Consider the following 14,104-nt stretch of genomic DNA (forward strand, 5'->3'; position numbering starts at 1 on the left):
ACGATGGACGGGTGGCTCCTGCTTCTGGTGATCGTGGGTGCCGTCGTCATCGCCGGCTTCGCGAAGCGCCTGGAACTGCAGGTACCGCTCGTCCTCGTCGCTGTCGGGTCGGTCGCCTCGTTCATCCCCGGACTTCCGCGGCCCGCGCTGGAACCGGAACTGCTTCTGGGCGTGATTCTTCCGCCCCTGCTGTACTCGACGGCGCTCAACTTCTCGTTCACCTCGTTCGCGCACAACTTCCGGTCGATCGTCCGCCTCGGCGTCGGACTGGTTGCCGTGACGACGGTGTCGGTCGGGTACTTCTCCTACTGGCTGGTCCCGGAACTGACGCTCGGCGCAGCCCTGGTCCTCGGGGCCGTGGTCGCCCCTCCCGACGCTGTCGCCGCCGTCGCCGTGGGTCGCAAACTCGGTCTGCCGTCCCGCATGATGGCCATTCTGACCGGTGAATCGCTGGTCAACGACGCTGCCGCGCTGACGCTGTTCACCATCACGGTGGCCTCGGTGACGGGCAGCGGCATCGGTGTCGATTCGCCCGTGGTGTTCTTCCTCTACGAGGTGGTCGGTGGTGTCGCCGTCGGGTACATCCTGAGCAGGCTGGTGCGTTTCGCCCGCAACCGGATGTCCGACAGCGCCCTGGAAACCGTTCTCGGCATTCTCATTCCGTTCGCCGCCTACTTGGCGGCCGAGCAGATCCACGCGTCGGGCGTGCTCGCCGTCGTCACGGCAGGATTCGTGCTGGGGTCCGCGCGCAGCAGCGACGCCGTTCCGACGCGCATCCAGGAACGTCACGTGTGGCCGACCCTGGATCTGCTGCTCGAGACGTTCGTCTTCGCCTACATGGGCCTGCAGCTGAAATTCGTCATCGACGACATCGCCGCCGAGGGCCTGCCGGTGCACGTGATCTTCCTGTACGGACTGCTGGTCCTGCTGTTGGTGATGGTGCTGCGCCCGCTCGCCCTGTTCGCCGGCTCGGCGATACGGCGGTCCTATCACCGACTGCGCAAGTCCGAACACGGCGAACTGACGTGGCGACAGAACGTCGTCCTGTCGTGGGCCGGTATGCGCGGAGTGGTCACGCTCGCCGCCGCGGCCGGCGTGCCGTTCACGACTCTCGCGGGCGACGACTTCCCCGGGCGCGGCATCATCCAGGCCATCGCGTTCACCGTCGCCGTGGGCACTCTGCTGATCCAGGGAGTGACGCTGCCTCTGGTCATCGCCAGGCTCGACATCACCGATCCGCTGGAGGCGGAGCATCTCGACGAGCAGAGGCATCGCGCGCGGTTGATCTCCCGTCGGGCTGTGCAGGAGTGCCTGGACGAGGCGTTGCAGAAGGTGTCGGACAAGGACACCGCCGACGTCCTCGAGCGCGTGCGACGCGTGACGATGGCGCGGATCCAGGCGGGTGAGGTGGAGGACGACAACGAACGCGCGCAACGCACCCGCGCCACCGGTGCCACGTTCGAGGAGTGGCGCAGGACGGTGCTGCGACGGCAACGCGAAGCGCTCCTGAGCGCCCGCGATTCCGGCGAACTGGACGACGAGGTGTTGCGTACCGTGTTGGACGGGCTCGATCTCGAACAGGCGGCCAGCGAGACCCGGCTGCAACGATTCATGGCGGAAAGAGGTTGACCCTGTGCGCAGAGCAGTGATGGCAATGGCGGTGTCGATGCTGGCGTTGGCGGGGTGCTCGTCCGGAACGACCGACGACCCTACGTCCTCGACGCCTGCGGCGGCCCCCACCGCACCGGCGCCGGTCGGTGACGAGCGCGGTGCCATCGTCTCCGATGTCGTACTGGGACAGGTGGATCAGGCCGTGTCGAACCTCGGGGCCGTGGCCCACCGGATCACCTACCGCTCCACCTCGGGCGTGCGCGACGGCGCCGGCGCGGATGTCACCGGAGTCGTGTTCGTCCCCGCCGGAACACCTCCGGCCGGAGGCTGGCCGGTCGTCTCCGTCGGCCACGGCACCACCGGTGTGACGGACGAGTGCGCACCGTCGCTGTATCCCAACCTGCTCGGCGCCATCGGACTGGTGACGCCGCTGCTCCAACGCGGGGCCGTCGTCGCCGTCACCGATTACCAGGGGCTGGGTACCGACGATCCGCACCCCTACCTCGACGCGCCCACAGCGGGATACGACATCATCGACGCAGTGCGGGCAGCGCGGAACATCGCTCCGGGCAGCGGAACCAGGTGGGCTGCCCTCGGTGTCTCGCAGGGCGGCCAGGCGACCTGGGCGGCGGCGGAGATGGCCGACGAGTACGGCGACGGGCTCGACTTCGTCGGCTCGGCGAACCTGTCACCCGCAGCGGACGTCAGCCCCATCGCTCCCGAGGGCGGACTCGGTGACCTCACGCTCCCGCAGCAGTCCATCATGCCGTTCGTGGTCGAGGGATTCCTGGCCAGCGACGTTGCGGCCGAGGCAGATCCGCCGTACCAGGATTCGGACTTTCTCAGCGGCGGACTCCTCGAGAACAAGGACGTCCTGCTCGCGTGCACCGGTCCGCTGGCCACCGGGAAGCTGTCCGCGGCGTCGTCGATCGGGCCGGACGACGTCCGTCCGCGCTCGCCGGAGGCGTACTCGGCGATGCGGACGTGGTTGGCGGACAACGCTCTTCCGAAGAAGGCTGCCGGCGCTCCGATGATGGTCCTGGTGGGATCGCGGGACAACCTGATACTTCCGCAGTGGACCGAAGGTGCCGCCAGAGCGGCGTGCGCGCTGGGCGACAGCATCGACTTCCGCGTCCGCGCGGACCAGGGCCACGCCGACTCCGCCGCGAACATCGAGGGCATCGACTGGGTCACCCAGCGCTTCCTCGGGGACACACCGACGAACACGTGTGACCAACTGCCGTGACCGCCACGACGGCAGTGGTGCTGATCGCCATGGCGGCCCTGGTCGCCGGGGCCGTCGTCGTCATCACCCGCCGGGGTACGAGGCCCCTGACCACGCCCACAGAACGTGCCGTGCACGCTGCTCTGCACACCGCGTCGCTGGCCGCGCGCCCACTCCGTCGCGGTCTCGACGAGGCGTCGGCCACCGAGGCGGCGCCCCACCTGCGCACCCTCACCGGCGCTCGGGCGGTCATCATCGCCGGTCCCGACGGAACGATGCTGGGACACGACGGCCCGGTCGAGGGACTCGAGTCGACGTTCCTCGACACCGCCAGGCGAGCCGTCGACAGCGAACGGCGAGTCCTCGTCCGCACCACCACCGCACCGGGCGGATCGCTCGTCGTGCAACCGGTCCTGACGCCGGGCGCCGGGGTGGTCTGCGTACTGGGCGTGGTGACACTCGACGAGCCCGGGCCCGGGCTGCTCGGCGCATGCACCGAGGTGGCCCGCTACGTGGGCGAACAGGTCGAACTCGCCGAGCTCGACGCCAGCCGCGCCCGACTCGACCGTGCGGAGGTGCGTGCTCTGCGCGCACAGATCAGCCCCCACTTCATCTACAACGCGCTGACCACGGTCGCGTCGTTCGTCCGCACCGATCCGGACCGTGCGCGCGAGCTGGTCCTCGAGTTCGCCGACTTCACGCGGTACTCGTTCCGGTCGGCCGGTGAGTACACGGTCCTGTCGGACGAACTGCGGAACATCGACCGATACCTGACGCTCGAACGCGCACGGTTCGGCGACTCTCTCGAGGTCACCGTGCAGATCGCGCCCGAAGTCCTGGGGGTGGTCCTGCCGTTCCTCGCTCTGCAACCACTGGTGGAGAACGCGGTGCGCCACGGTGTCGCCGGGCGAGGTCGCGGACGCATCACGATCGTCGCCGCCGACGCCGGCACGGATGCCGCGATCAGCGTCGAGGACGACGGGGTCGGCATGGATCCGGAGCTGCTCCGCACCGGTGACCTGGGGTCCGAGGACGGCGTGCACGTGGGGTTGTCGAACGTCGACGACCGGTTGCGCGCCGCGTTCGGCAACGACTACGGGCTCGTGGTCGAGACAGCGCCCGACTCGGGTACGAAAGTCAGCATGAGGATTCCCAAGTTCCGCTCGGGGATCAGGGCGTGAGCGCGCTCGCTGTTCTGCTGTCGAGCTTCTTGGCGGCGGTGTTGCTGTCGCAGTCCGGTGGGCTCGACATCACGGGCGACTCGTCGGGCGTCGGGGTGCTGCTCGCCAGCGGGGGCGGCGTTCTCGCGGCGGCCGTGATCGCCGGGTCCCTGGTGGCGATGTTCGCGCGGGGACGGGTCGTCGTGGCCACGCTCGTGGCCATGTCGGCGGCCACGGCCGGCCTGTCGGCGGTCCTGCTCGCACAGTCTTCGTACGAGTACGTCGCGGTCGTCGCGGGCAGCATTCTGCTGGGATGCGCTGCGGTGCTGTCAGTCTCACTCTCCGGTGTGCGATGGCAGCCGATGTTCGTGGCGGGGTTCTTGGTCGGCCTGCTCACTGCCGGCGCGTGGGACGCACTCGAGACCGATGTGCCGGAGCGGTACACCGACTACCTCACCGAGGCGGAGCGCAGCACCCCTGTCATCGTGCCCGTGCTGGCGGCGCTCACTGTCCTGATCGTCGTGGGGTCGTGTCGACGACCTTTCGCGGCCGTTCCACCCGCCGAGCGCTCGGGCCGACTTCTGCTCGCTGTGCTGATGATACCGCTGTGCGGTCTGCTGACCCACTGGTTGTTCCTTCGCCAGCTGTACGACTCGAGCGGGGGCACGAACGGCATCTACTATTTCGGGATCCTCGCCGTGCCGGTGCTCCTCGTCGCAGCAGCTCTCATGCCGGGTCGTACCGGAGCCCCGGTACTCGCCGGGACCGCGGTGTTGGCTGCCACGTCCACGTCGTCGGGCATCGGCCTCGACGTGGGCAGCCCGGCGTGGACGTACGGATTCATCCTCGGGAGTGTCATCGCGGTGGCCGTCGGAGTCGGCCTCGGGGTGCGCTGGAAGCGGCCGATCACGGGTATCGCAGTCCTCGCCGTCGTCTGCGTGACCGCGCTACTGGACCGCCCGCCGCTTGACAACATCGCTTTCGCCGCGAGCCTGGCCGTGCTCCCTGCTGCCGCAGCGTACGTCTTCACCGCGATCACACCGACGATGGCGTCCTCGTCGACCGTCGGCCTGGCGGTCCCGGTCGCCATCACGGTTCCGATGATCGTCACCTATGGATGGACCGCCTACACGCCGCTGACCGAGGTCGACACCGCGACGTTCTCACCGACCGCGGATCTTTGGGTCTCGACGGGAGTGGCCGTCGGCTCGGTGATACTCGCCGGGATCGGACTGGGGCTTGTGCTGCGGCGCCCTACCTGAGCTGCTTAATCCCCGGTTGCCTACGAGGTCACCGTTACCGGTCCCGACGGCGACCGGACGCTCGAGTACGCCGTAGAAGCACACTGCCCCACCAGCGGTCAGGGGTCGCGTATATTTCTCGAGAGCTGACCCACGCATCCGACATCGTCGCCGCCAACGGAAGTGATCATGCCCGAGGACCAGAACGCAGACGTGCCACCGAATCACCTGTCGATCGACCCACGCAGCGCTTTCTACGATGAAGAGGTGTTGCGCCGGGACGTGGGTATTCGCTTCAACGGCGTCGAGAAGAAAAGTGTTCGCGAGTACAACGTGACTGATGGTTGGGTCCGTGTCGAAGTCCCGACCGCGAAGGATCGCTACGGAAATCCGATGCTCGTCAAGCTCAAGGGCACCGTCGAACCATATTTCCGCGGCGCGAAATAGCGGACGTCGGCAACCGACGGCTGTCCACGTTCGCTGACTCGGTGTAACCGCATCCGCGCTCGGCGTCGCCGTGGCACGATCGTCTTACTGTGACAGAGCAAACCGGACTGCGCCTGCTGGCCGTCGACGACGAGAGACCCGCGCTCGACGAGCTCATGTTCCTGCTGCGCGAACACCCAGCCGTCGGAACGGTCGAGGGTGCTTCGGATGCCACCACCGCGCTGCGCATCCTGCGGGACTCACCGATGGACGGAGTGTTCCTCGACATCGACATGCCCGGTCTCGACGGCATGGAACTGGCCGGGGTGCTGAGCAACTTCGCGTCACCGCCCGCGGTCGTCTTCGTCACCGCCCACGACGACCGGGCCGTCGCCGCGTTCGAGATCGGTGCGGTCGACTACCTCCTCAAGCCGCTGCGCGACGACAGGCTCGCCGCGGCCGTGCGACGCGTCGTCGACAAGCGATCGGGTGCCGCTCCGAGCACGTCCGCCCGGGTGGACCAGGACGACGTGATCCCGGTCGAACTCGGGGGAATCACGACGATGGTTCCGCGGTCGACGGTGCTGTGGGTCGAGGCCGAGGGCGACTACGCCCGTCTGCACACCGCCACCGGGACGCACCTGGTGCGCATCGCGTTGTCCACACTCGAGGCCCGGTGGGCCGATCACGGCTTCCTGCGCGTGCACCGCTCGTTCCTGGTCTCGGTCGCGCAGGTCGGCGGCACCCGTACGGTCGGATCCGGGCTGGTGGTGGTGCTGCGCGGCGCGCCCGGTTCGGCGCCCGTCGAGCTGCCGGTGAGTCGGCGCCACACGCGGGAGCTGCGGGACCGCCTCGTCCGGGGACCGCGGGCAGCCCTGGCCGGGCAGCAGCGTTCCTGACATGGCCGGTCGGGAGAAGGTCGTGCTGGCGCAGCGCCGGGGAGCGCGGATCGTGCGCACTCGCGTGGAGGTGCAGGAGCAGACCGAGGTCGGCGAGGCCATGATCAACGGTCTGGTCCGCACTCAGCTCGCACTGGCTCTGCGGACCGCGGCCGTCGTCGTCCTGCTCCTCGGCATCGTCCCGGTGGTGTGGGTACTCGCCCCCGCTGCCGGAGCGGTCCAGGTTCTGGGAATCGGTCTGCCCTGGTGGCTGCTCGCGGTCGGGTGCTATCCGCTGCTGCTCGTCGCCGGGTACAGGTTCGTACGGTCGGCGGAGCGCAACGAGCAGGAATTCACGGAGTTGGTCGAGGACTGATGCTGTCCATCCCGACCCTGCTGGCCGTCGTGGCCTCCGCGGTGGCCACGGTCGCGGTCGGTGCGTACGGAGTTCGGCTGGCGCGCACCACCTCCGACTTCCTGGTGGCGTCCCGCAGCGTCGGGCCGCGATGGAACGCGGCTGCGGTATCGGGTGAATACCTGTCCGCCGCATCCTTTCTGGGAGTCGCCGGACTGATCGCGAAGTACGGTGCCGATGCGCTGTGGTACCCGGTGGGGTTCACGGCCGGCTACCTCGGGCTGCTGTTGTTCGTCTCCGCGCCGCTACGCCGGTCCGGTGCCTACACCGTGCCGGACTTCGCCGAGTTCCGGCTGGGATCACCGCGTCTGCGCACGCTGGCCATGCTCGTCGTCGCTGGAGTCTGCGCGCTGTACCTCGTGCCGCAACTCCAGGGCGCCGGTCTCACGCTCAACATCCTGCTGGGAGTGCCCAGTTGGGCCGGCGCCGCGATCATCGGCGTCATCGTCATCCTGAACGTGGTGGGCGGCGGCATGCGGTCCATCACGTTCGTCCAGGCCTTCCAGTACTGGCTCAAACTGACGGCAGTGGCGGTGCCCGCCCTGGTGCTGGCCGTGCACTTCGTCCAGGACCCTCGCGAGATGGGCACTCCCGCACCGCCCTCCGTCGACACCGCGACCACGGTCGACATCAGTACCGACGTCGTCGTGCAGGTGCAGGAAGCTCTTCCCGTCGTGGTGCGGGGAACTGTCGACGGCGCTCGTGTGGACGGGCCGACGACGCTCGCCGCCGGCGATCACACACTGCTGTCCGGCACCGTGCTCGAACTCGACGCGGGATCACCCGTCCCCGTCGTCGCGGGCGCCCCCGTCGAGGGATCCGACTGGATGGCTCCCGGCAACGGGTTCGGGGGTCCCTTCCCGCTGTACCAGGTTTATTCGCTGATCCTGGCCACGTTCCTCGGGACGATGGGACTCCCACACGTGCTGGTGCGGTTCTACACCAACCCGGACGGGCCGGCGGCGCGATGGACGGCACTGACGGTGGTGGCACTGCTGTCGGTCTTCTACCTCTTCCCGACGGTGCTCGGGGTCTTCGCCCGGCTGTACGTGCCGCAGCTGTTGATCACCGGCGCCTCGGATGCCGCGGTGCTGCTGCTGCCGTCCGCCGCCATCGACGGTGTGCCCGGACTCCTCCTCGCGGCACTCGTCGCCGCGGGTGCCATGGCGGCCTTCCTGTCCACGTCGTCCGGACTGCTGGTCACGATCGCGGGAGTGCTCAGCACCGACATCCTCCGCGGCCGGGTGCGCGACTTCCGTATCGCCGCGGTCGTCGCCGGAACCGGGCCGCTGCTGCTGTCCGTGGGCCTGGTGACCCTCGATCTCTCGCGCACGGTCGGCCTGGTGTTCGCCGTGGCCGCGTCGACCCTGTGTCCGCTGCTGGTGCTCGGTATCTGGTGGCGGGGTCTCACGGCTGCCGGCGCCGCGGCCGGCCTGATCGTCGGGGGAGCGGTGTCCACCGGTGCCGCCTCCGTCGCCGTACTCGGGGGTGTCTCGGAGGGCTGGCTCGGCGGATGGCCGGCGGCCGTGGTGGGGTACCCGGCGGCCGTCAGTGTTCCGCTGGCCTTCGCCGTCATGGTGACGGTCTCCTGGGCCACGCGCTCGTCCGTCCCGGTGGACATCGGCCGCATCATGTCGGCCATGCACGCACCCGAACGCCTCGGGCTGGGTGTGGAGCGGCTGCGCAAGCAGTAACCGTTCGTCCCACCTCGCCGACCGTTCGGCGCACGTGCGCGCTGCTCGGCGTGTGATCGGCGCCACGTACTACCCGTGTGATCACGGTCTCACTACCGTCATCGGCGTATCTCCCGACACGTAGGAGCACCCGTGACCACCGCACAACCCACCCCGCCGGGCACACCGCCCGCCGCCCGCACGCCCTCTCCTCAGGACTTCGTCGAGATGCAGGCCTCCCCGGAGTTCCAGCAGCTCAAGAAGCGCCTGCGCGGCTTCGTCTTCCCCATGGCAGCCTTCTTCCTCATCTGGTACGCGGTGTACGTGCTGCTCGGGGCCTACGCCCACGACTTCATGGCCACCACCGTGTTCGGCAACATCAACGTCGGCCTGCTGCTCGGGCTCGCCCAGTTCGTCACGACGTTCGCGATCACCGGTATCTACGTGAAGTTCGCCAACCGTGAGCTCGACCCCCGCGCCGCGAAGATTCGCGAAGAACTCGAAGGACCCCTGACATGAGCTTCCTCGCGCAAGCCGCCCAGGCCGAGACCGTCGGCAGCCCTCTGATCAACATCTCGATCTTCGGCGTCTTCGTCCTGGTGACGATGGCCGTGGTGATCAAGGCCAGCAAGAAGAACGCCACCTCGGCGGAGTTCTTCACCGCAGGTGGCGGGTTCTCCGGCCCGCAGAACGGTGTCGCCATCGCCGGCGACTACCTCTCGGCAGCGAGCTTCCTCGGCATCGCCGGAGCCATCGCCGTCTACGGCTACGACGGCTTCCTCTACTCCATCGGCTTCCTGGTGGCGTGGCTCGTCGCTCTGCTGCTGGTCGCCGAGATGCTCAGGAACACCGGCAAGTTCACGATGGCCGACGTGCTGAGCTTCCGGCTCAAGCAGGGCCCGGTCCGCACCGCGGCAGCACTGTCGACGCTCACCGTGTCGTTCTTCTACCTGCTGGCGCAGATGGCCGGCGCCGGCGGCCTCGTCGCTCTGCTGCTCGACATCTCCGACCGCACCGGTCAGTCCATCGTCATCGCCGTCGTCGGCGTCCTGATGATCGTCTACGTCCTCGTCGGCGGCATGAAGGGAACCACCTGGGTGCAGATCATCAAGGCCGCACTGCTCATTGTCGGTGCCGCCCTGATGACCGTTCTGGTGCTGGCCAAGTTCGGGTTCAACCTGTCCGAGATCCTCGGCAGCGCGCAGTCGATGGTCAGTGACTCCGCTGCGGAAACCGTTGCGGCACGCGATGTCCTGGCTCCGGGCGCCCAGTACGGCGGCTCGGCCACCTCGCAGCTGAACTTCGTCTCGCTCGGTATCGCCCTGGTGCTCGGTACGGCAGGTCTTCCGCACGTGCTGATGCGCTTCTACACCGTCCCCACCGCGAAGGAAGCTCGTCGGAGCGTCGTGTGGGCCATCGCCCTCATCGGTGCCTTCTACCTCTTCACCCTGGTGCTCGGATACGGCGCAGCGGCCATCGTCGGCCCGGACCGCATCCTCGCCGCGGCCGGCGGACAGAACTCCGCCGCACCGCTTCTCGCGTTCGAACTCGGCGGCGTGATCCTGCTGGGCATCATCTCGGCAGTGGCGTTCGCGACCATCCTCGCGGTCGTCGCGGGTCTGACGATCACCGCCTCGGCGTCGTTCGCCCACGACATCTACGCCAGCGTGATCAAGAAGGGCGAGGTGGACGACAAGAAGCAGGTCCAGGTCTCCCGGATCACCGCGGTCGTCATCGGTGTTCTCGCCATCGGCGGCGGCATCCTGGCCAACGGTCAGAACATCGCGTTCCTCGTCGCCCTGGCCTTCGCCGTGGCGGCAGCCGCGAACCTGCCGACCATCCTGTACTCGCTGTTCTGGCGTCGCTTCACCACGCGCGGTGCGCTGTGGAGCATGTACGGCGGACTGGGTTCGACGATCCTGCTCATCATCTTCTCCCCGGCCGTGTCCGGCTCGGCGACGTCGATGATCAAGGGCTCGGACTTCGCATGGTTCCCGCTGTCCAACCCCGGCATCGTCTCGATCCCGCTCGCCTTCATCCTGGGCATCGTCGGAACGTTGACGTCGAAGGACAACGAGAGCACCGACAAGGCGGCCGAGATGGAGGTGCGGTCCATGACGGGCGTCGGCGCCGAGAAGGCATCCGCTCACTGACATCTCGACCACAGTCCGATCGCGATGCGGGCCACTACGAGCACACCCACCGGCTAGTCTGACGCGGTGGCGAAACTCGAAGTGGTCCGCATCGTTCCTCTGTCCGCGGAGGTGGCCTGGAACGGCGCGTCCGACCTGACGCGATACGAGGAGTGGCTCAGCATCCACGACGGGTGGCGCGGCGAATTGCCCGAGCAGCTGACCGAGGGCACGCAGATGGCGTCCGTCGTGTCGGTCAAGGGGATGCGCAACCGCGTCCAGTGGACCGTCAAGAAGTACTCCCCGCCCCGCGAGCTCGAGCTGAAGGGCTCCGGCAAGGGCGGCGTGAAGGTGTCGCTCAAGCTGTCGGTCACGGAGAAGTCCGACGGCAGCGAGCTGAAGATGACCATCGACCTCGGCGGCGCGCCGCTGTTCGGTCCCGTCGGATCCGGTGTGGCCCGGGCACTCAAGGGTGACATCGAGAAGTCGGTCGACACGTTCGTCACCGTCTTCGCCTGAGCCTCAGGACAGGACGACGCCCGTCGCACACGCGGCGATCACCAGGACGAGGGCGACGGCGTCGGACACACCCGGCCGCCGCCGACCCGACGTGATGCTGCCGCTGCCACCCCGGACGGCGATGGCCTCGCCCATGTCCGCCGACCGGCGGATCGCGACCGACATGATGGCCGCCATGATGTCGACCAGGAACGTGTCCTGCGTCTTCCCGCTGCGCGTGGTCTTGCGGGGGCGCAGGCGTCGTGCGGCCACCAACGTGTAGACGTCGTCGACGAGCATCGGCAGTGCGCGCAGCAGCAGGGCCATCGACACGGCCCACTCGTCCACGGGCGCACCGACTCTGCGCAGGGGTGAGAGCAGCGTGGCGATGGCCGGTGCGATGTCGGCCATCGCCGTCGTCCACGCCACGGTCAATGTCGCCCACAGCAGGACGACTCCGAACAGGATGCCGCGGAAGTAGACCCACACGGCGTCCGTTCCCACCACCAGGTTGACTGCCGCGCCGAACGCGACCAGACCCCACAGCCACCACGGCGGCACCGGAACGGCGAACACGGGCACGCGGGTGACCAGTGCGGCGAGCAGCAGCACCGTCGACACGGCGGCGAGCATCGCCCACGTCGGGTACACCACCAACGATCCGCCGAGCAGCGTCACCGCTACGAGTTTCGTTCCGGCCCAGAGCTCGTGGACGGGGCTCACGGTCGGGAGTTCGCGGAGCAGCGTGCCTCTCATCGGATCACTCCGGCAGCCGACTCGACCTGCAGGGTGCCGTGGTCGAGAGTCACGGTGCGCGAGCGTACGGACGCGAGGGTGTCGACGTCGTGCGAGATGATCACCAGCGTCAGTCCTGTTCGTCGAAGATGCGCGAGCAGCGCCGTGATCTCGCGGCGCCCCGGCGGATCGAGCCCGGCCAGCGGTTCGTCGAGCACCAGGATCTCCGGCTTGCCCACCAGGAGTCCGGCCAAGGCGACGCGGCGCATCTGTCCGCCGCTCAACTCGTCGATGCGTGCACCGGCGAGACGTCGGTCCAGTCCCACCTGGTCCAGCACTCGACTGACGTCTATCGTGCCCACATCGCTACCGCCGGCTGCCTCGATGTCCTCGGACACCGTGCGGCGCTGCAACTGGAGGCGAGCGTGTTGGAACGACAGGGCGACGGTGCCGATCGACGATGAGGTGGCCTTGCCGGCCAGCTCGCACGTGCCCTCGGTCGGTGATGTCAGACCCGCCATGATCCAGGCGAGAGTCGACTTCCCCGAGCCGTTCCCGCCGATGATCAGCAGCCCCTCGCCGCGATGCACTATCAGGTCCACGTTCTGCAGCGCCCGCGTCGCCCACGGGCCGCGGCGGTTGTAGACGTGCCCCACGCCGCGCACGACGAGCTGCGGCGGTCCAGGAGGAGGGAACGGGGCGGTCCCGGCGAACGGCGCCGACGACATCCAGGTGGGATCGTGCATGACGCGTCGGCCGCGGTGCAGCCGAACCACGTCGTCGGCGAGGGCGGCCTCGGTGGCCCGGTGCGTGATCAGCACGACGGCCATCGCGTGACGACGCGGAAGTGCGGCCAGCAGCTCGACCAGTTCCCGTTGTCCTTGCGGGTCGATCATCGCGGTGGCCTCGTCGGCGACCAGAAGCTTCGGCTCGCGTGCCAAGGCGGCGGCGACGGCAAGTCGTTGGAGTTCCCCACCGGACAGACTTCCGGTGTCCCGCAGGCCGTATCCGGCCAGGCCCACCTCGGTCAGCAGTTCCCCCACCCGCTCGGGAGTCGGACGGGACGACGTGGGGAGTCCCCAGACGACGTCGTCGGCGACCCGCGTTCCCAGGATCTGGGCTTCGGGGTGCTGCAGGATCATGGCCGTCCCGCCGACCACCCCGAGTCCGGTGCGCCCGTACCGCTCGACCTGGCCGCCCGTCGGTTCGGCGCCCACGAGGATGCGGGCGAGAGTGGACTTGCCGGACCCGTTGGCGCCGACGACGGCCACGAAGCGGCCCGGTACGACCGTCAGATCCAGTGGCCCCAGGGCGTCGTCCTGCGCGCCGCGATAGCGGAACGTCACGCCGGTCAGGCGGACCGGAACAGGCTGCGGCGCAGTCGTATCGGTGTCGACGACATCCGGAAGCTCGCCGCGGGTCTCGAGTTGACCGAGCCTGGTGAGGGTGGCGCGCAACACCCACCACGCGACGACGCCGCTCACGGCCGTCGAGATCATGCCCGAGACGAACACCATAATCCACCAGTACCCCAGCGCGAACGACACGTAGTCGGCCACCGCGGTGGCCACGTCCTCGGCGGGGGCGAATGTGCCGACGATGTCCGCGCTTCCTCGGATCGAGTTCTCCAGGACGGTAAGGAACAGTTCGCGGAGACCGCTGAGAAGCAGCAACATCAGGACGGACAGCCCACCGACGACGGCCCCGGCGACCAGGGACAGGGTCAGCACGGAACCGAAGCCCCGGCCCCGCCGCACGCTGACCCCCACGATGCCCGCGAGGACGGTGGACACCGTCATGGTGAGCGCCGTGCCGAACCCGCCTGCGACGAACGACACGAGAACGCCCGCGGTCCCGGCGACGGCCAAGGCACGGATCCGGTGTCGCTGCGCCACGACGGCAAGGGGAACGATCGCCACGATCTGCAGGGCCCCGGCGACAGGGATCAGCGAACCGATCACGGAGAACGCGACAGCGAGAGCCGTCATCACCGATCCGGTCGCCATTTCGTCCGGGTGTAGCGTGCTCCTTCCGCGACCTGTGGCCGTTCTGCCTCTCACTCCTCGAGTGTGCCACCGGTGTGTCCGGTTCGTGTTCGCCGAAAGAGAGC

At 68.5% G+C, this 14,104-nt stretch carries 13 protein-coding genes; 11 read left to right on the forward strand and 2 right to left on the reverse strand.

Annotated features, from left to right (window positions below):
- Positions 1 to 3 precede the first annotated feature (3 nt).
- From AC0IX4_RS14200 to AC0IX4_RS14250, 11 genes are all read left to right on the forward strand, one after another.
- Complete coding sequence (locus AC0IX4_RS14200) at positions 4 to 1,629, forward strand: Na+/H+ antiporter (RefSeq protein ID WP_042575921.1); 1,626 nt, start codon at positions 4 to 6, stop codon at positions 1,627 to 1,629.
- Positions 1,630 to 1,633: 4 nt separating this feature from the next.
- Positions 1,634 to 2,857 carry a lipase family protein gene (locus tag AC0IX4_RS14205; protein WP_471829508.1) on the forward strand — a complete coding sequence of 408 codons (1,224 nt, stop codon included), beginning with the start codon at positions 1,634 to 1,636 and terminating at the stop codon, positions 2,855 to 2,857.
- Positions 2,854 to 4,017: a sensor histidine kinase gene (locus tag AC0IX4_RS14210; RefSeq protein ID WP_471829509.1), complete on the forward strand. Its 1,164-nt coding sequence runs from the start codon at positions 2,854 to 2,856 to the stop codon at positions 4,015 to 4,017. The genes AC0IX4_RS14205 and AC0IX4_RS14210 overlap by 4 nt, the downstream gene beginning before the upstream one ends.
- Positions 4,014 to 5,258: a hypothetical protein gene (locus AC0IX4_RS14215; protein ID WP_042575367.1), complete on the forward strand. Its 1,245-nt coding sequence runs from the start codon at positions 4,014 to 4,016 to the stop codon at positions 5,256 to 5,258. The genes AC0IX4_RS14210 and AC0IX4_RS14215 overlap by 4 nt, the downstream gene beginning before the upstream one ends.
- 168 nt (positions 5,259 to 5,426) lie before the next feature.
- Entirely contained in the window at positions 5,427 to 5,684 is a 258-nt protein-coding gene (locus AC0IX4_RS14220; RefSeq protein WP_042575382.1) for a DUF3297 family protein, read from the forward strand.
- A gap of 89 nt (positions 5,685 to 5,773) precedes the next feature.
- Positions 5,774 to 6,562 (forward strand): LytR/AlgR family response regulator transcription factor, encoded by a 789-nt coding sequence (locus tag AC0IX4_RS14225; RefSeq protein ID WP_471829511.1) that lies wholly within the window; start codon positions 5,774 to 5,776, stop codon positions 6,560 to 6,562.
- A 1-nt stretch (position 6,563) separates the two neighbouring features.
- Positions 6,564 to 6,917 carry a hypothetical protein gene (locus AC0IX4_RS14230; protein ID WP_471829513.1) on the forward strand — a complete coding sequence of 118 codons (354 nt, stop codon included), beginning with the start codon at positions 6,564 to 6,566 and terminating at the stop codon, positions 6,915 to 6,917.
- Positions 6,917 to 8,650, forward strand: a complete 1,734-nt coding sequence (locus AC0IX4_RS14235) for a sodium/solute symporter (RefSeq protein ID WP_471829516.1) — start codon at positions 6,917 to 6,919, stop codon at positions 8,648 to 8,650. Before AC0IX4_RS14230 ends, AC0IX4_RS14235 begins: the two co-directional genes overlap by 1 nt.
- A gap of 132 nt (positions 8,651 to 8,782) precedes the next feature.
- On the forward strand, positions 8,783 to 9,148 hold the full coding sequence (locus AC0IX4_RS14240; RefSeq protein ID WP_042575363.1) for a DUF485 domain-containing protein: 366 nt from the start codon (positions 8,783 to 8,785) through the stop codon (positions 9,146 to 9,148).
- Complete coding sequence (locus AC0IX4_RS14245; RefSeq protein WP_471829518.1) at positions 9,145 to 10,782, forward strand: solute symporter family protein; 1,638 nt, start codon at positions 9,145 to 9,147, stop codon at positions 10,780 to 10,782. The genes AC0IX4_RS14240 and AC0IX4_RS14245 overlap by 4 nt, the downstream gene beginning before the upstream one ends.
- A 66-nt stretch (positions 10,783 to 10,848) precedes the next feature.
- Positions 10,849 to 11,280 (forward strand): type II toxin-antitoxin system Rv0910 family toxin, encoded by a 432-nt coding sequence (locus AC0IX4_RS14250; protein ID WP_042575361.1) that lies wholly within the window; start codon positions 10,849 to 10,851, stop codon positions 11,278 to 11,280.
- A gap of 3 nt (positions 11,281 to 11,283) precedes the next feature.
- Here AC0IX4_RS14250 and AC0IX4_RS14255 read toward each other — a convergent pair whose 3' ends face one another.
- Both AC0IX4_RS14255 and AC0IX4_RS14260 read right to left on the reverse strand, forming a co-directional pair.
- Positions 11,284 to 12,015 (reverse strand): CbiQ family ECF transporter T component, encoded by a 732-nt coding sequence (locus tag AC0IX4_RS14255; protein WP_471829520.1) that lies wholly within the window; start codon positions 12,013 to 12,015, stop codon positions 11,284 to 11,286.
- Complete coding sequence (locus AC0IX4_RS14260; RefSeq protein WP_471829521.1) at positions 12,012 to 14,000, reverse strand: ABC transporter ATP-binding protein; 1,989 nt, start codon at positions 13,998 to 14,000, stop codon at positions 12,012 to 12,014. The genes AC0IX4_RS14255 and AC0IX4_RS14260 overlap by 4 nt, the downstream gene beginning before the upstream one ends.
- Positions 14,001 to 14,104 lie beyond the last annotated feature (104 nt).

This window comes from Rhodococcus sp. AC861 (assembly GCF_979256035.1).